Source organism: Youngiibacter fragilis 232.1, from assembly GCF_000495435.3.
Taxonomy (GTDB): domain Bacteria; phylum Bacillota; class Clostridia; order Clostridiales; family Clostridiaceae; genus Youngiibacter; species Youngiibacter fragilis.
This window is the reverse complement of record NZ_AXUN02000168.1, coordinates 1-17,376: the sequence shown is the minus strand read 5'-3', so window position 1 is coordinate 17,376 and position 17,376 is coordinate 1. Positions and strand designations below refer to the sequence as shown.

18 protein-coding genes are annotated in these 17,376 nt (G+C 45.5%); all 18 read left to right on the top strand.

The window, feature by feature from the left end; all coding sequences use genetic code 11:
* The first annotated feature begins 3 nt into the window (after positions 1 to 3).
* A complete protein-coding gene (locus T472_RS08435; protein ID WP_023388557.1) occupies positions 4 to 582 on the top strand; it encodes a DUF2815 family protein in 579 nt (192 codons plus the stop codon).
* Entirely contained in the window at positions 579 to 2,513 is a 1,935-nt protein-coding gene (locus T472_RS08430) for a DNA polymerase (RefSeq protein WP_023388558.1), read from the top strand. Before T472_RS08435 ends, T472_RS08430 begins: the two co-directional genes overlap by 4 nt.
* Positions 2,514 to 2,977: 464 nt before the next feature.
* A complete protein-coding gene (locus tag T472_RS08425; protein WP_023388559.1) occupies positions 2,978 to 3,769 on the top strand; it encodes a phage antirepressor in 792 nt (263 codons plus the stop codon).
* 2 nt (positions 3,770 to 3,771) lie between these two features.
* On the top strand, positions 3,772 to 4,191 hold the full coding sequence (locus T472_RS08420) for a DUF7768 domain-containing protein (RefSeq protein WP_023388560.1): 420 nt from the start codon (positions 3,772 to 3,774) through the stop codon (positions 4,189 to 4,191).
* Complete coding sequence (locus tag T472_RS08415) at positions 4,188 to 6,533, top strand: virulence-associated E family protein (RefSeq protein ID WP_023388561.1); 2,346 nt, start codon at positions 4,188 to 4,190, stop codon at positions 6,531 to 6,533. The genes T472_RS08420 and T472_RS08415 overlap by 4 nt, the downstream gene beginning before the upstream one ends.
* Before the next feature lie 257 nt (positions 6,534 to 6,790).
* Positions 6,791 to 7,072: a VRR-NUC domain-containing protein gene (locus tag T472_RS08410; protein ID WP_023388562.1), complete on the top strand. Its 282-nt coding sequence runs from the start codon at positions 6,791 to 6,793 to the stop codon at positions 7,070 to 7,072.
* On the top strand, positions 7,053 to 8,411 hold the full coding sequence (locus T472_RS08405) for a DEAD/DEAH box helicase (RefSeq protein ID WP_023388563.1): 1,359 nt from the start codon (positions 7,053 to 7,055) through the stop codon (positions 8,409 to 8,411). Before T472_RS08410 ends, T472_RS08405 begins: the two co-directional genes overlap by 20 nt.
* Positions 8,408 to 8,863, top strand: coding sequence for a hypothetical protein (locus tag T472_RS08400; RefSeq protein WP_023388564.1), 456 nt, complete (start codon positions 8,408 to 8,410; stop codon positions 8,861 to 8,863). Before T472_RS08405 ends, T472_RS08400 begins: the two co-directional genes overlap by 4 nt.
* Before the next feature lie 123 nt (positions 8,864 to 8,986).
* Positions 8,987 to 9,346, top strand: a complete 360-nt coding sequence (locus T472_RS19325; RefSeq protein ID WP_023388565.1) for an HNH endonuclease — start codon at positions 8,987 to 8,989, stop codon at positions 9,344 to 9,346.
* A gap of 113 nt (positions 9,347 to 9,459) precedes the next feature.
* A complete protein-coding gene (locus T472_RS08395) occupies positions 9,460 to 9,993 on the top strand; it encodes a terminase (RefSeq protein ID WP_023388566.1) in 534 nt (177 codons plus the stop codon).
* Between the two features lies 1 nt (position 9,994).
* Positions 9,995 to 11,170 carry a methionine adenosyltransferase gene (gene metK, locus T472_RS08390; RefSeq protein WP_023863535.1) on the top strand — a complete coding sequence of 392 codons (1,176 nt, stop codon included), beginning with the start codon at positions 9,995 to 9,997 and terminating at the stop codon, positions 11,168 to 11,170.
* A 1-nt stretch (position 11,171) separates the two neighbouring features.
* On the top strand, positions 11,172 to 12,401 hold the full coding sequence (locus T472_RS08385; protein ID WP_052011785.1) for a site-specific DNA-methyltransferase: 1,230 nt from the start codon (positions 11,172 to 11,174) through the stop codon (positions 12,399 to 12,401).
* Positions 12,382 to 13,482, top strand: coding sequence for a radical SAM protein (locus T472_RS08380; protein ID WP_023388419.1), 1,101 nt, complete (start codon positions 12,382 to 12,384; stop codon positions 13,480 to 13,482). The genes T472_RS08385 and T472_RS08380 overlap by 20 nt, the downstream gene beginning before the upstream one ends.
* Before the next feature lie 102 nt (positions 13,483 to 13,584).
* Positions 13,585 to 14,304: a hypothetical protein gene (locus T472_RS08375; RefSeq protein WP_023388418.1), complete on the top strand. Its 720-nt coding sequence runs from the start codon at positions 13,585 to 13,587 to the stop codon at positions 14,302 to 14,304.
* 1 nt (position 14,305) lies between these two features.
* Entirely contained in the window at positions 14,306 to 14,554 is a 249-nt protein-coding gene (locus T472_RS08370; protein ID WP_023388417.1) for a DUF4314 domain-containing protein, read from the top strand.
* Positions 14,551 to 15,036, top strand: a complete 486-nt coding sequence (locus T472_RS20685) for a DUF5049 domain-containing protein (protein WP_439334305.1) — start codon at positions 14,551 to 14,553, stop codon at positions 15,034 to 15,036. Before T472_RS08370 ends, T472_RS20685 begins: the two co-directional genes overlap by 4 nt.
* Before the next feature lie 74 nt (positions 15,037 to 15,110).
* Positions 15,111 to 16,715, top strand: coding sequence for a terminase TerL endonuclease subunit (locus T472_RS08360; RefSeq protein ID WP_040907143.1), 1,605 nt, complete (start codon positions 15,111 to 15,113; stop codon positions 16,713 to 16,715).
* Between the two features lie 39 nt (positions 16,716 to 16,754).
* The coding region (locus T472_RS08355) for a phage portal protein (protein WP_040907141.1) at positions 16,755 to 17,376 on the top strand (622 nt) is incomplete at its 3' end.

Below are 17,376 nucleotides of genomic sequence, written 5' to 3'. Positions count from 1 at the left end.
ATTATGTCAAACACAGCAAATAAAACAAATTCCAATCCTGGAAAGAGCCCTACAAAAGTAATTACCGGTATCGTCCGCTTGTCCTACGCCAATGTATGGGAACCCAAATCTATCAATGGTGGAGCTGAAAAATTCAGTGTAAGCCTGATCATCCCCAAAAGCGATGTGAAGACGCTCTCTGCAATCAATGGAGCAATCGATGCAGCCATAGAAGAGGGCAAAGGCAAATTTGGAGGCAAGGTTCCGAACAAGGCTGCGATCAAGCTTCCCCTCAGGGATGGAGACATCGATCGTCCTGATGATGAAGCCTATGCCGACAGCTACTTCATCAACGCTAATAGCAATACTGCACCACAGGTCGTCGATAAAAACGTCAATCCTATTCTTGATCGCTCTGAGGTTTACTCCGGCATCTATGCGAGGGTTAGCATCAATTTCTATGCTTTCAACTCCAATGGTAATAAAGGAATCGCCTGTGGCCTCGGCAATATCCAGAAAATCCGTGATGGTGAACCGCTGGGTGGCAGAACAAATGCCGCTGACGATTTTAGCACAGATGTAGATGATGATTTCTTATCATGATAAAGCTCAATATAGATATAGAAACATATAGTAGTGTGGACCTCGCTAAAAGCGGGGTCTATCGCTATACAGAAGCTCCTGATTTTGAGATTCTGCTTTTTAGTTATAGTACCGATAGCGGACCAGTTCAGGTGATCGATCTTGCGAGTGGTGAAATGCTACCGGAAAGCATAAGAAATGCGATCTTCGATGAGAGCGTTACAAAATGGGCATTCAATGCTCAGTTTGAGAGGGTCTGCTTGTCCCGATATTTTGACAGATGGCTGAAGCCTGATTCTTGGCGTTGCACGATGGCATGGTCTGCTTACCTCGGTTTGCCTTTATCTCTGGAAGGTGCAGCGCTGGTCACAGGAGCTGACAAGCAGAAATTGACAGAAGGTAAAGACTTGATCCGGTACTTTTCAATTCCATGCAAACCCACTCAGGCAAATTGTGGTCGCTTGAGAAACCTGCCGGAACATGCAGCAGATAAATGGGCGAGGTTCAAAGCCTATAATATCCGCGACGTCGAAGCCGAGATGGCGATACAGTCGCGACTTGAGAAGTTCCCCATGCCGGAGGACGAGTGGCAGAATTACATCTTGGACCAGCAGATCAATGACAGCGGTATCCAGTTGGACATGGAGCTTGTAGAACAAGCAATAAAGTGTGATGAGAAATCAAAAGCACAACTCACTGGGGCAATGCGTGATCTGACAGATCTGGAGAATCCAAACTCAGTCGCTCAGATGAAAGCATGGCTTGCAGAAAACGGTCTGGAAACTGAAAGCTTGGATAAAGCATCGGTGAAAGAGCTATTACAGACCGCACCGGAAAGATTAAGCCGAGTTCTGGAGCTAAGACAGGCACTCGCCAAGTCCAGCGTCAAGAAATACACAGCAATGAAAAATGCTGTCTGCTCCGATGGTCGTGCTCGTGGGCTTTTGCAGTTTTATGGTGCCAATAGAACAGGGAGATTCGCTGGGCGTTTGATTCAGGTTCAAAACCTCCCGCAGAACCATCTGCTGGACCTGGAGCAAGCACGCAGCCTTGTTCGAGCAGGACAGTTTGATGCCATGGAGGTACTTTACGATTCAATCCCTGTCGTCTTATCTGAGCTTATCCGGACTGCCTTTGTACCTAAGGAAGGATGCAAATTCATCGTTGCAGATTTTAGTGCCATTGAAGCAAGGGTTATTGCATGGTTGGCGGGCGAATCATGGAGAAATGATGTGTTTGCTACACATGGCAAGATTTATGAAGCCTCAGCAGCGCAGATGTTCCGAGTTCCTATTGAAGAAATTACAAAAGGAAGTCCACTGCGGCAGAAAGGTAAAATTGCGGAATTGGCTCTGGGCTACGGTGGATCTGCAGGTGCGCTGAAGGCGATGGGAGCACTCGATATGGGCCTTTCCGAGGAAGAATTAAAGCCACTTGTATCTGCATGGCGAAACGCTAACCCTAACATTGTAAGGCTTTGGTGGGATGTCGATAGTTCAGTGAAGACAGCTGTCAAAGAGAAAACCAGAACGGAAACACACAGCATCCAGTTTGAATACTGCAGTGGAATGCTGCTTATTAGGCTTCCGTCAGGCAGACAGCTTACTTATGTGAAACCTCGAATGGGAGTTAACAGCTTTGGCAGCGAGTCGGTGACTTATGAAGGTGTGGGTTCGACGAAGAAATGGGAACGCATCGATAGCTATGGTCCCAAATTCGTGGAAAACATCGTGCAGGCAATTGCCAGAGATATTCTCTGTTATGCTATGCGGTGTTTGGACCAGGCAGGCCATAAGATTGTGATGCATGTCCACGACGAAGCGGTAATAGAGGCACCGGTTGAAACATCAGTTCAAGGTGTCTGCTCCATTATGGGAGAAACACCGCCTTGGGCTAAAGGCCTTTTGCTCCGCGCTGATGGTTATGAATGTAATTTTTATAAAAAATCCTGAATTCAGGATTTTTTATATTATCCTCAGGTTTACGTTATCATCAACTATTACAAAAATGGTGTATTATACAATGTTTGTTTCACAAAAGCAGAGGATAATAAAGTTGCTATTTATCTAATATCACAGTCTTTTGCAAATTCATCCTAGTTGTTTTCCCAGATTGGTTCCTCGACCGTATCAGCTCATTAACCAGAGTTACGGTATCATTATAACTAATTTAATATATATCTTTTACACTTCAATTGTTGAAAAATAGTCACTACATTGGATATGCATCTAAATATTATCAACAACATTTATACAGAGGATTACTACAAATAGGCCACTCTTGACAAAGTTGAGGATAATGCAAACCTGAGGATAATATAAAAAAGATTAATTTGAGGGGGTTCGAAGCCCTCTCTTTTTTTGCATATAGCTGAGGGCAGTCTATGCCGCCTTACAACTATAGCAGGAGGTTCACAATGAACGATTTAAAAAAATTTAACTACGAGGGAAGTACGGTCAGAACAGTTTTGAAGAATGGAGACCCTTGGTGGGTTCTGAAAGATGTGTGTTCAGTGCTTGAAATCGGGAACAGTCGTGATGTTATGGCACGCCTGGATAACGATGAAAAGGGAGTCGACATTATCGACACCCTTGGAGGAAGGCAAGAAGTATCCATTATCAATGAAAGTGGTCTGTATAACATAATCTTGGTTTCCCGAAAACCGGAAGCTAAGAAGTTCAAGCGCTGGGTTACCCATGAAGTGCTGCCGTCTATCCGAAAACATGGACTCTATGCGGCGGATGAGCTGCTTGCAAACCCAGACCTCTGGATCAGGGCTTTGCAGGAACTTAAAGCAGAGCGGACAAGAAATGCTGCTCTGGTTGCAAACATCAGCATTCAGGAACAACAGATTGCTGAAATGCAGCCTAAGGCAAGCTATTACGATGTGGTCCTAAACTGTAAGGATGCTGTGGCCATCACCGCGATTGCTAAGGATTATGGAAAATCTGGTCGCTGGCTTAATGAGTATCTTCATGATCTGGGGGTCCAATTCCGTCAGGGTAATATCTGGCTTCTTTATCAGAAACATGCTCAGCATGGATATACCGCAACCAAGACTCATAGCTATCCAGGCGGTGACGGCAGCATGCACTCAAAGGTTCATACTTACTGGACTCAAAAGGGACGTTTGTTCATCTATGAACTGCTGAAATCACATGGCATATTCCCGCTGATCGAGCAAGAATCAAGTTTCGAGGTGGTGTAGCCATGGACAAGTACAACGCAGAAGGCTACCCAGATCCAACAGCCGCAGAAGCTCTGGGTAATTTAGAACGAGAAGAAAAAGCGAAAAGCCATAGACCTTGCGTGTTCATATGCTCACCCTTTGCCGGAGATATAAAAATCAATCTTGAGAATGCCAGAAAATACTTAAGATTTGCGGTGGATAAAGGAGCGATACCCTTCGCTCCTCATCTGCTTTACCCGCAGGTAATGGATGATCATGATCCGGATGAAAGGAAATTGGGATTATTCTTCGGCATGGTCTGGCTTAGAAAGTGTAATGAGCTATGGGTGTTTGGAAGTCATATTTCAAGCGGGATGAGGACCGAAATCGATAAAGCAACGAAGCATCGTATGACCATCAGATACTTCACCGAAAACTGTAAGGAGGTGCAGAAAATATGAAAATAGCGTTTGGTAACAGCCGTATGGATAAGAAATGGAAGAACAAAGACATAACTTGGGAGGATTTTACCGCCCGAGTTATGACAACCATACGGACTACAGAAACGGTATCCGAGTTTCGCAAGTTGAGTCGTGCCAAACAAGACTCCATAAAAGATGTAGGTGGTTTTGTTGGAGGTGCTCTTCGTGAAGGTAAGCGTCGAAATGGATTTGTCTTAAGTCGTTCTATGCTGACTCTAGATATGGACTATGCAAAGCCAGGAATCTGGGACCAGATTGAAACTCTGCACGATTTTAAATGCTGCATCTACTCAACTCATAAAAATACACCTAATGCTCCAAGGCTCAGACTACTTATTCCATTAGCACGTGAAGTCAGTGAAGATGAATATCCGGCACTGGGGCGCATGGTGGCAAAGGAAATAGGAATCGATCTGTTCGACGACACCACCTATGAACCATCAAGGCTGATGTATTGGCCATCTACACCCTCCGATGGAGAGTTTGTATTCAAAGAAATAGACGGAGATTTGCTTGATCCCGATTTGTATCTTTCCAAATACGCTGATTGGCGCGATACATCTACGTGGCCGGTATCATCTCGGCAGTCGGAGGTGGTCCAGCGAAAGATAACCCAACAGGCAGATCCACTTTCCAAGGAAGGTGTTGTCGGTGCATTTTGCAGAGCTTATACCATTGAAGAAGCCATCGATACCTTCCTGAAGGAAATATATGAACCAAGTGCAATGAATGGCCGCTATGATTATACCCCTGCAGACTCTTCAGCCGGACTAGTGATCTATGACGTGAAATTCGCATACAGCCACCATGCCACTGATCCTGCCTGCGGGAAGCTCCTCAATGCTTTTGACCTTGTTCGTGTCCATAGATTCCGTGATTTAGATGATAAGGTTGCTGAAGATACACCGCCAAGCAAACATCCATCCTACAAAGCAATGTCCGATTTAGCAATAAAAGATGAACGTGTGAAGGAACAATTTGCAGAGGAGCGTAGGACGCAGGCTGAAAGCGAGTTTGAAGATGAAGATTGGCAGAAGCAGCTTGAACTAGAAAAGACAGGTGTTGTAAAAAACACACTAAGAAACCTCACGCTCATAATCGAAAATGATCTGAACCTAAAAGGTATTGTGTTCAATCAGCTCTCTGACAATCTGGAAATCAAAGGCGACGTTCCCTGGACACATCCTTCAAGGTTTTGGAGAGATGCAGATGATGCGCAGCTTGTCAGTTACATCGATACCCACTATGGTACTTTCTCTGCCCGTAATTATGACATCGCGGTAGCAAAGGTGACTGACGACCGTTCCTATCATCCGATCCGAGAGTTCATTGATTCATTACCTGAGTGGGATGAAATACATCGCGTTGACACTTTACTGATCGATTATCTCGGGGCTTCTGACAATCCCTATGTGAGATCTATAACCCGAAAGACTCTTTGTGCAGCCATAGCCCGTGTTATGAATCCAGGCTGTAAGTTTGATTCCATGCTGGTTCTGAATGGTCCGCAGGGCGTTGGGAAAAGCACGCTCATAGCCAAACTAGGAGGTGAGTGGTTTTCTGACTCGCTGAGCCTTTCAGATACAAAGGACAAAACCGCCGCTGAGAAGCTGCAGGGCTATTGGATACTTGAGATCGGAGAACTAGCCGGGCTGAAAAAAGCGGAAGTGGAAACGCTGAGAAGCTTTCTATCACGCCAGAACGACATCTATCGTGCCAGCTTTGGACGAAGGGCAACTCCTCACTTGAGGCAATGTGTCTTTTTCGGAACCACAAATGCAGAGAAGGGATACTTGAGGGACACTACGGGCAATCGACGCTTCTGGCCCATAAAAACTCCCGGTAACGGAAGAAAACATTCTTGGCAGCTTACACAAGAAGAAGTATTGCAAATATGGGCTGAGACATTGGTATACACCAAGGCTGGTGAAAAACTGTACCTTGACGCGAGTCTTGAAAAGCTCGCCAAAGATGAACAACGGGAAGCCATGGAATCCGATGAGCGTGAAGGGCTTGTGCGCGATTACCTTGACACCCTTTTGCCAGAGGACTGGAATAGCATGGACACCTTTGAGCGTCGAAACTTCATAAGTGGTTCAGAGTTCGGAGATAGCCATCGTGTCGGAGTACGAAAGCGAACATCGGTTTCCAACATGGAAATCTGGTGTGAGTGTTTCGGAAAAGATCGTGCTAACATGCGAAGGCTTGACGGAAATGAGATCTCAACGATCATGGCGGGGATCGGTGGCTGGAGTGGTCTGGTGAAAAAAGAGCGAATCCCGATTTATGGGCCACAGTGGCTGTATGTTCCCAACCCATGATGAAGTTTGGAACATTGGGAACACCACCTCTTTGGGAACTGACATGACTCGTTCCGATGAACCCACAAATGCATTTCGGTACATCACATCGGAACGGGCGTCAGCCCCTGAAAAAGCAGGGGGCGAAATGGCAAGTGTACCAGTGTTCCTAAAATCATTATTAAAAATAATTCTATAAGAAAAGAAGATACAACACCTGCAGACGCACGTTTGCGCGCGTATAGAGTCTTTTTGGATTTGAGGAACATGGAGGATATATGAGAGAAAAAATTATTGAACAAAAATTGGTAAGAGAAACGAAAGATAAAAGTGGCCTCGCATTAAAGTTCACATCACCCGGTCTTGATGGAATGCCGGATCGGTTGGTGCTTCTACCTGGAGGGAAGATGGCCTTTATTGAAGTGAAAGCTCCTGGTAAAACAATGCGCCCACTCCAGGAAAAGCGAAAAAGACAGTTAGAAGCACTTGGATTTTTAGTATTCTGCATAGACCAGAAGGAGCAGATTGGAGGGATACTTAATGAAATACAGTCCTCATAAATATCAAGAATATGTGACTGATTATATCCTTACTCATCCGATTGCAGCCATTTTGTTGGACATGGGCTTAGGCAAGAGTGTCATTGCACTGACTGCCATTTTTGATCTCACACTGGATAGCTTTATGATTCGAAAGGTCCTGGTCATTGCACCGCTGAGAGTAGCAAGGGATACGTGGCCAACCGAGATTGAAAAATGGGATCATTTGAATGGACTTAGATACACAGTTGCTGTAGGCTCCGAAGAACAAAGGAAATCAGCCCTGCGGCAGCAAGCTCAAGTTTACATTATCAATCGTGAGAATGTTGAATGGCTTATTTCTCGGAGTGGGATTCCTTTTGACTATGACATGGTAGTAATCGATGAGCTGTCATCCTTTAAGTCGCATCAGGCAAAGCGGTTCAAAAGCCTTTTGAAAATCAGACCTTTAGTCAAAAGGGTTGTGGGTCTTACAGGTACTCCTTCCTCAAATGGACTAATGGATCTCTGGGCTGAATATCGACTGCTGGATATGGGGCAGCGCCTTGGGCGTTTTATAGGGAAATATCGTGAAGACTACTTTAGCCCTGATAAACGCAATCAACAGATTATATTTTCCTATAAACCAAAACCAGGAGCTGAAGAAACGATCTACCAGATGATTTCTGACATCACCATCAGCATGAAGGGTTCCGATTATCTTAAATTGCCGGAGCTGGTCATGAACGAGATTTCTGTCAGGTTATCTGAAAAAGAAATGGATACAGTCGATACTATGAAGCGGGATCTTGTTGCAATGATTAAAGGTGAAGAGATAACAGCAGCTAATGCCGCTGCACTGTCGGGGAAACTTCTGCAAATGGCTAATGGAGCGGTTTATGATGATGAAGGAGCTGCTATTCATATACATGACCGAAAGCTGGAAGCCTTAGAGGACTTGATCGAAGCCGCCAATGGCAAACCTGTCCTTATTGCATATTGGTTTAGACACGATCTTGCCCGGATCAAAGAAAGATTTGCTGTCGAAACCTTAGACGGATCTGATTCCATAAAAAGATGGAATAACGGTGAAATTCCGATTGCAGTCATACACCCGGCGTCTGCCGGTCATGGTCTGAACCTTCAAGCTGGCGGCTCAACCCTAATATGGTTCGGGTTGACTTGGAGTCTGGAGCTCTATCAACAAACCAATGCCAGACTATGGCGACAAGGTCAAAGAGAAACAGTAGTTATTCATCATCTTATCGCCAAGGATACGATAGATGAGAAAGTGATGAAAGCATTGAAAGATAAGGACAACACCCAGTCAGCCCTTATCGATGCAGTTAAAGCAACATTCAAAGGAGGTTCGATGCGATGAATATAGTTTGGCATTACCTAGATAAAAAGATGGCAGCGATCAATGCGCTCAAGGATTACAGCAACATGGAATATATAATTGAGCATACTGATGAAGACATCGCTACCATTCATGAAAAGATAGAATCACCGAGGAGTTCGGTTCCAACCGGAATGCCCAACGCTCACAATCCTAAAGCGATAGAGGACCGTCTGGTTTTTGGTATTGATGAGATTGATGTGTTGAAGGAACGTTATAGACAGGCCTTGGAGTACATGAAATGGTTCAAGCCCGCTTGGGAGAATCTCGATGAGGATTCGCAATTTATCCTGAATGAATTCTTTGTCCGAGATATTACAAAGACGGAGGCAATTCTAAATGTAAGTGAACAGCTACATATTGAACGTTCCTGGGTGTACAAGAAAAAGGAAGATGCTCTGCGTCAGCTGACACTACTCCTATATGGAATTTAGGAGTGGACAAATAGCGGACGCAATTTACAAAAAACCGTACTAGAATAGTATTATGGAAAGCTGCAAAGAGCCTTCGTGGAAAATACCGCGAGGGCTTTCTTTATGCCCTAAAGGAGGTGTTTTATGCCGAGAAAACCAAAACGACCATGCTCTCATCCCGGTTGTCCTGAGCTGACAGAGAACCGGTTTTGTGAAAAGCACGCCAAGCAGGAGGCCTCCCGCTATGAGAAGTACGATCGTGATCCGGTAACCCGAAAGCGATATGGACGGGCATGGAAGCGCATACGTGACAGATACATTGAATCGCAACCGCTCTGTGAAGAGTGTGTAAAGAATAGGAAAATGACACCGGCTACCGAGGTGCATCACATCCTTCCGCTCGCACGCGGAGGTAATCATGATGAATCGAACCTCAAAGCTCTTTGTACGCCTTGCCATTCATCCATCACAGCTCGTGATGGCGACCGCTGGCACGACCGGTAGGGGGGATCAAATCTCTGGGGCTCTTTTGCTGGGGAACGGGCGTAGGGTGTCGTGTGAATTTTTTCATAAGTTTTGGGGGTATTAACCCCCTCATTCAGATCGGAGGTGAATACATGGGTAAAAGAGGTCCGCAGCCAGGTGTAGGTGGCAGGCCGCGAAAGGCTTTAGCGGATAAAATACAGGATGGAAAATCGCGCAATCTTCAAATTGTACCTTTGCCTGAAGGTGACTCTGAGACAGGGTCAGAAATGCCAAAGCCCGCTGATTGGTTGTCGGCTTCCCAAAAGAATGGGCATCCCTTGATAGCCAATGAGATCTACACAGACACCTGGGGATGGCTTATAAAACACAAATGCAGTCATCTGGTGCCCAAGCAGCAGATTGAGCAATACTCTATGAGCGCTGCTCGCTGGATTCAGTGTGAACAGGCTATTTCTGAATATGGTCTTCTGGCAAAGCACCCAACAACAGGTGCACCGATTGCTTCACCTTACGTGAGCATGGCGCAATCCTTCTCTAAACAAACCTATAGTTTATGGGCTCAAATTTTCGCAATCGTTCGTGAGAACAGCCTTACTGATTGCTCGAACTATACACCACAAGATGATTTAATGGAGCGCCTACTAAGCGCCCGGAAAGGAAAATGATATGGAGAATAAATTCTTAACAGCAGAAAGTGTGTGCGAAGGGCATCCAGACAAGCTCTGTGATCTCATCGCAGATAGTGTTTTGGACGCCTGTTTGTGGAAAGACCGCGGCTCTCGCGTGGCCTGCGAGGTAATGGCTACAAAAGGTAAGATAATCGTGGCGGGCGAAATCACCTGTAGCGGTAAAATCGATATTCGAATGATTGTGAGAGATACACTGCGGAAGGTTGGATACAATCCGTGGAAGTATCTCATTTTTGTTTACGTGCACAAACAGAGTCGGGACATCGCAAATGGAGTAGGAAATGCCCTGGAATCAAGAAGTGGCGACACTTCCTGGTATAACACCTTAGGTGCCGGAGACCAAGGGACGATGTACGGTTATGCTACCAATGAAACAAGGCAGATGCTCCCGCTTCCAGCGGTTTTAGCAAACCGTATTACAAAACGACTTGATCAGGTTCGTCACGATGGACTTATCAAGGGCATCAAGCCAGATGGCAAAGCGCAGATCACCGTGGAGTATGAAGATGGAAAGCCAAAGCGCATTAAAACAATCATCATATCAATCCAACATGACGCGACGAAAGAGTCTGAGGAGCTAAGCCGGGATATTTATTCCCACGTACTGTGGAAGTGCTTTGAGGATTTTCCTTTTGATGAAGAGACGGAAGTCCTTATTAATCCTTCCGGCAGGTTTGTTGAAGGAGGGCCTTCGGCTGATACCGGGCTGACTGGCAGAAAGTTGATGGTCGATACCTATGGCGGACTTGCAGCCCATGGTGGCGGTGCCTTCTGTGGGAAAGACCCAACAAAGGTTGACCGGTCCGCAGCTTACATGGCCAGGAACATTGCCAAGCATATCGTCTGGTGTGAGTTTGCTAAGCGCTGCCAAGTCAATATTGCCTATGCCATTGGAAAGGCTGATCCCGTATCGGTCGAAGTTGATACGTTTGGAACAGGAACAGTTTCTGACGCGATACTTCGCGAAGCGATCAAGGAAGTATGGTGCCTTCGTCCGGCAGCAATTATTGAAACACTTGATCTGCGGTTCCCTCGTTATAAGGAAACAGCGGTGTATGGTCATTTTTCATCCTGCTTGTACCCTTGGGAGGATGTCAGAAAGTATAAAGAACTTAAAGAGGCGGTGATGCGATTTGAGCAAGACAACCAGTGATATGAAGCTGGTACCTATCCAGGAACTGGTACCATATATAAATAACGCAAGGACTCATTCTCCTGCACAGATCACCAAGCTTCGATCTAGCCTTAGGGAGTTTGGCTTCGTCAATCCCATCATTGTCGACCGGGATTACAGTGTGATTGCTGGACATGGTCGTCTGATTGCCGCCAAGGAAGAAGGGTTTTCAGAGGTCCCATGTGTGTTTGTAGACTACTTGACTGAAGCTCAGAAAAAAGCATATATCATCGCTGACAACCGTTATGCAGAGGATGCAGGGTGGGATGAAGAACTTTTAAGGTTAGAGATTGAAAGTCTTCAGGGCATGGAGTTTAATGTTGAACTGCTAGGATTTGATCCGGCTGAACTCAACAAGCTTCTGACAAACGACGACGATATCCAAGAAGATGATTTCGATGTTGATGCAGAGCTGAAAAAGCCGGCACTAACTCAGTCAGGCGATGTTTGGATGTTAGGAAATCATCGTCTAGTTTGTGGTGACAGCACTAAGCCTGAGACCTATAAAGTCCTGATGGATGGAAAGAAAGCAAATCTGATAGTCACAGATCCCCCATACAATGTCAATTACGAAGGATCAGCTGGCAAAATCAAAAATGATAATATGGGCAATGAAGCGTTCTACACCTTCCTCTTTGATGCATTCAAAAGCATGGAAGAGGTTATGGCACAGGACGCCTCTATTTATGTGTTCCATGCAGACACTGAAGGTCTGAATTTCAGAAAGGCCTTCTCGGATGCTGGCTTTTATCTCTCGGGTACATGCATCTGGAAGAAACAGAGCCTCGTTCTTGGTAGATCCCCATACCAGTGGCAGCACGAGCCGGTGCTCTTCGGATGGAAGAAAAAAGGCAAGCATATGTGGTACTCAGACCGCAAGCAATCGACCATCTGGGAATTTGATAAACCCAAGAAAAACGGTGACCACCCAACTATGAAGCCCGTAGCCTTGATTGCAAACCCGATCACTAATTCAAGCATGACGGGCTGCATTGTTCTCGATCCATTTGGTGGCTCGGGCTCAACCTTGATTGCCTGTGAACAGACTGACCGCATATGTCACACCATCGAACTCGATGAGAAGTTTTGTGATGTTATCGTAAAGCGATTTATCGAGCAGGTTGGCACTGCTGACAAGGTTTCTGTGCAGCGCGACGATGTGCTCTACTCTTATGCGGAGGTGTCCGCCAGTGTTGATAGGAATTCTTGACGCAGATCTGATCGGACGCAAACGTCATCGCTTTCCGAATCTCGCTTGTATGAAACTCTCGCACCACCACAAGATGCTCGGTGATGAGGTGGTGCTCAAAACTGACTACGGTGGCTTGGATGTTTTCGACCATATATATATATCTAAAGTTTTCATGGACACTCCAGTGCCGGATTCCGCTTTGAAGCTGCCAAATGTTAGCTACGGCGGTACCGGCTTTTTCTATGACAAAGCGCCTGCACTGCCGGAAGTGGTCGAGCACCAGATGCCTGACTACCATTTTTATGATAGCTGGGTGGCGGAGCAAATTGCCGCAGGAAAGAAAGCGAGAAACTTTTCCTATTACACTGATTACTCAATCGGTTTCCTGACTCGTGGCTGCTTTCGCAAATGTGGCTTCTGTGTAAACCAGAACTATGACCGGGTGCGGTTTCACAGTCCGCTATCGGAGTTCATCGATAGCGATCGAAAGAAGATATGCCTGCTGGATGATAACTTCTTTGGTTGTTCTGACTGGCAGCGCCTGCTGAGTGAGCTTCAAGAGACCGGCAGACCCTTCCAATTTAAACAGGGTCTCGACGAGCGTCTGCTCACCGACGAAAAATGCGCGACGCTGTTCGGTAGCAAGTACGACGGCGATTACATTTTCGCCTTTGACAACGTGGCAGACGCAGAACTAATTGAACAAAAGATTAAGCTCGCCCGCCGTTACACTAATGAAGTTATGAAGTTCTACTGCTTCTGCGGCTTTGACCGAACAGAGCGATGGGACTTAACCTTCTGGCGCCAGGACATATTTGACCTGTTTACCCGCATCGAAATTCTGATGCGAAACCGGTGTCTCCCGTATGTAATGCGCTTCGCCCGATACTCCGAAAGCCCGTACCGAGGATTGTATATCACCATAGCACGTTGGTGCAATCAGCCGAGTTTCTACAAAATGAAAAGCCTGCGGGAGTTTGCGGAGCTAAACGGCATTGCCAGCGCCTGTTTTAAATATTTGAGCGATTTCGAGGAAAGTTTCCCAGAGGTCGCTCATTTTTATGATATGAAGTACGATAAATCGGATGATAAATCATAGTTTCCTCCGGCTCAACTGGTACATAAATTTCTCGATTATGGCTTGATATATTGTGCTTTTAGAGTGATATATGTGATACCAAGAAAAAAGGAGGTCAATATCATGACAATCAACTTTAACGTTATCGGTGCTGAACGCAAACGTCTGGTCCAACTCATAAGTGAAATTACAGGTTCTTCAGCAAAATACTTAGGTGTTCCTTCCTGCGCATACCGGGTCGGCAACTACACCCTCAGCAAAGATGGAGAGCTCATCTTCGAAGACGGTGCGGACATAAGTAAACTTGAGCTACTTATTGAAAGACTCGCAGAGCATGATTTTGAAGCGGAAATTACAGAAACAATTCCAGTAGAAAGTTTAACAGATGAGCCTGAAAAAGCTGAGCAACCTACAGTCCCAATTGAAGGACTTGTTATCGAATTGCCAAGAACTACATTCACAGACAGAAGCCTTGAAAATTTAAAGCAGCTCCTGGAAAGCAAAGGCGAACTTATCAAGAAAGCTCTTCAGCTTGAGGAACTGCCGCTTGAAGTTACGGATGAACGAGTGAGCTTCCTATGGTTCCCATTCCAGGTAACACCTGAGGAAATCAAAGCATACTCACACTTCATCTGCTCCTTGGCAGAACTGGCAAGGGAACAAAAACGTGTCACTACAAAGGCTAGGGTAATCGAAAATGAAAAATATGCTTTCCGATGCTTCCTGCTAAGACTCGGTTTCATCGGGGATCAGTATAAGGACGAGCGCAAAATCCTACTTTCTAAACTGACAGGAAGCTCGGCTTTCAAAAGCGGTGAAGCCAAACAAAAGGAGGTTGAATAAAATGCGTATCATTTCTCCAGAAAGACTTCTGCAGCTTAAAACAAAGTACACACGGGGAACGAGAGTGAAGTTGCTTCGAATGAATGATCCCTACACCAAACTAAGTCTTGGTGAGACAGGCACAGTAACTGGAGTTGATGATATCGGGACCATTCATGTTTCCTGGGACTGCGGTTCAAGCCTCGGTGTAGCTTATGGCGAAGATTCATGTGAAATAGTCAAAGATTCATGTGAGGAGGAAAAACAGTGAAGGCATATTTTGTTAGAAAAGCCAGTACAATAGATGACTTGAAGGGTTACGAAAAAGAGAGCGGCAGTCAATTTGCTATCGAGGAAGTGGTAGAGCTTGAGCCAGAAGAGTTCAAAGCATTTTCCGAGAGCCTCCTTGATGACCATGACTTCATAGCCCAGCGCGTTGATAAGATGTTCATGGATACCGATAAGGTATGGCACTGTATTCTGGTCAAAGCTAGAGGAACTGATGAAGGTATACTGGTTGAAAGCGAAGGCTACGATTACGCACGCTATGCAGCCTACTATCCTGGTACAGAAAGCCCGAAAGATCGGATAATAAGACAGATTTTAGTTATAAGAGAGTCCGGTGAAACCAATATGTTCGATACCCCAATGGTTCAGCGGATGGCTTATGAGCGAGGATACTTTGAGCTTGTGACATTCCTTGAGGAACATAAAGAGAAATACAGCCACTTTATTCTCACCGGCGAACTATAAAATACAAGAAATGACATACAAGAAGCCTTCCGGGGCTTCTTTTGTCGTCTATAAATTGAAGGAGGTGACCGCGTATACGAAAGCTGAAGAAATACAAACCGACCAGATTTATGAGCAAAGATAGCCATTATGACAAAACATTAGCTGACTACGCGGTCGGATTTATAGAGTGCTTATCACATACAAAGGGGACATGGGCAGGAAAAGCATTTGAGCTCATTGACTGGCAGGAACAAATCATCCGCGATGTATTCGGGACCATCAAATCAAACGGGTATCGGCAGTTTAACACAGCTTATGTTGAGATACCTAAAAAGATGGGCAAGTCGGAGCTTGCAGCTGCTGTGGCACTTCTTCTTACCTGCGGTGACGGTGAAGAACGAGCTGAGGTTTACGGCTGCGCTGCGGATCGTAACCAGGCATCTATCGTCTTTAATGTGGCGGCTGACATGGTGAGACTATGCCCGGCACTATCAAAGCGAGTGAAAATCCTTGATTCGCAAAAGCGATTAATATATTTGCCTACTGGGAGTATTTATCAGGTGCTTTCGGCAGATGTTTCAAACAAACATGGATTCAACACCCACGGCGTAGTATTCGATGAGCTCCATACACAGCCTAACAGAAAGCTTTTTGATGTTATGACCAAAGGAAGTGGTGACGCAAGAATGCAGCCACTGTATTTTCTTATCACCACAGCCGGTAACGATACGAACAGCATATGTTATGAGATTCATCAAAAAGCACAAGATCTTCTTGATGGTAGAAAATTTGATCCGACCTTTTATCCCATAATTTTTGGAGCGGATGAATTGGATGACTGGACCGACCCAAAGGTGTGGAAAAAGGCAAATCCCTCGCTTGGAATTACAGTGGGTATTGATAAGGTGCGGACAGCCTGTGAGAGTGCTAAACAAAATCCTGCAGAGGAAAACAGCTTCAGGCAGCTACGACTCAATCAATGGGTCAAGCAGGCGATTAGATGGATGCCTATGGATAAATGGGATAAGTGCTCATTCACAACCGATCCCGATTCGCTTGCTGGACGCGTTTGCTATGGCGGACTCGATCTTTCCAGTACAACGGATATCACAGCATTTGTACTGGTTTTCCCACCAGAAGAAGAGGACGACAAGTATATCGTTCTGCCTTACTTCTGGATGCCAGAAGAAAATATTGATCTGCGTGTACGGCGCGATCATGTGCCATATGACATTTGGGAGAAACAAGGATTCCTGAAGACCACAGATGGTAATGTTGTTCACTATGGTTTTATTGAAGCATTCATAGAGAAACTTGGAGAGAAATACAACATTAGAGAAATTGCCTTTGATCGGTGGGGAGCTGTACAAATGGTTCAGAATCTTGAAGGCATGGGTTTTGTAGTTGTTCCTTTCGGCCAGGGATTTAAAGACATGTCTCCACCGACAAAGGAGCTCATGAAACTGACGCTGGAAGAAAAGCTGGCTCATGGAGGGCATCCTGTTCTCCGATGGATGATGGACAATATCTTTATCCGAACCGATCCTGCCGGGAACATCAAACCGGACAAAGAGAAGAGTACAGAAAAAATTGACGGAGCTGTCGCAACGATAATGGCATTAGATCGCGCGTTACGATGCGGTAGCGACAATAGAGAGGAGTCTGTGTATAACGATCGCGGGCTTCTTTTTTTATAGAAACTTTAAAGAACAAGAGCTTATTTGGAGGTGCAGCCAATGAATATACCTATTATTTCAAAGATTTTCAAGGCAAGAGACAAGCCTAGTGACTATTATACTGGCTCGAATTACACCTTTTTATTCGGACCTACCACAAGCGGAAAGAGCGTAAATGAGTTTACAGCCATGCAAACTACGGCGGTTTATTCATGTGTGCGGATTCTGTCAGAGGCTTTGGCTTCTCTGCCGCTTCATATTTACCGCTACAAAGAGGGAGGAAAGGAAAGGGTCTATGACCATCCGCTTTATCACATCCTCCACGATGAACCAAACAGTGAAATGACGTCATTTGTGTTTAGAGAAACGCTAATGAGCCATTTGCTCATCTGGGGGAATGCCTATGTACAGGTCATACGTGACGGCGCTGGAAGGGTGCTTGGGCTATATCCTCTCTTACCAAACAAGGTGAGTGTTAGCAGGGATAAAAGTGGTGAGATTTTTTATACCTATGCTCGAACCTCGGACGAGAATCCAAACTTCAAGGACTACGGAACAGTGGTCCTCCGAAAACAGGATGTTTTGCATATACCAGGACTTGGCTTCGACGGTCTGGTGGGATATTCACCGATCGCGATGGCAAAAAATGCGGTGGGAATGACACTAGTACCCTGGAACATCT

Coding starts and splice junctions, on each gene's coding strand:
- T472_RS08435 (WP_023388557.1), top strand. CDS start 4: ATGTCAAACACAGCAAATAAAACAAATTCCAATCCTGGAAAGAGCCCT.
- T472_RS08430 (WP_023388558.1), top strand. CDS start 579: ATGATAAAGCTCAATATAGATATAGAAACATATAGTAGTGTGGACCTC.
- T472_RS08425 (WP_023388559.1), top strand. CDS start 2,978: ATGAACGATTTAAAAAAATTTAACTACGAGGGAAGTACGGTCAGAACA.
- T472_RS08420 (WP_023388560.1), top strand. CDS start 3,772: ATGGACAAGTACAACGCAGAAGGCTACCCAGATCCAACAGCCGCAGAA.
- T472_RS08415 (WP_023388561.1), top strand. CDS start 4,188: ATGAAAATAGCGTTTGGTAACAGCCGTATGGATAAGAAATGGAAGAAC.
- T472_RS08410 (WP_023388562.1), top strand. CDS start 6,791: ATGAGAGAAAAAATTATTGAACAAAAATTGGTAAGAGAAACGAAAGAT.
- T472_RS08405 (WP_023388563.1), top strand. CDS start 7,053: ATGAAATACAGTCCTCATAAATATCAAGAATATGTGACTGATTATATC.
- T472_RS08400 (WP_023388564.1), top strand. CDS start 8,408: ATGAATATAGTTTGGCATTACCTAGATAAAAAGATGGCAGCGATCAAT.
- T472_RS19325 (WP_023388565.1), top strand. CDS start 8,987: ATGCCGAGAAAACCAAAACGACCATGCTCTCATCCCGGTTGTCCTGAG.
- T472_RS08395 (WP_023388566.1), top strand. CDS start 9,460: ATGGGTAAAAGAGGTCCGCAGCCAGGTGTAGGTGGCAGGCCGCGAAAG.
- metK (WP_023863535.1), top strand. CDS start 9,995: ATGGAGAATAAATTCTTAACAGCAGAAAGTGTGTGCGAAGGGCATCCA.
- T472_RS08385 (WP_052011785.1), top strand. CDS start 11,172: ATGAAGCTGGTACCTATCCAGGAACTGGTACCATATATAAATAACGCA.
- T472_RS08375 (WP_023388418.1), top strand. CDS start 13,585: ATGACAATCAACTTTAACGTTATCGGTGCTGAACGCAAACGTCTGGTC.
- T472_RS08370 (WP_023388417.1), top strand. CDS start 14,306: ATGCGTATCATTTCTCCAGAAAGACTTCTGCAGCTTAAAACAAAGTAC.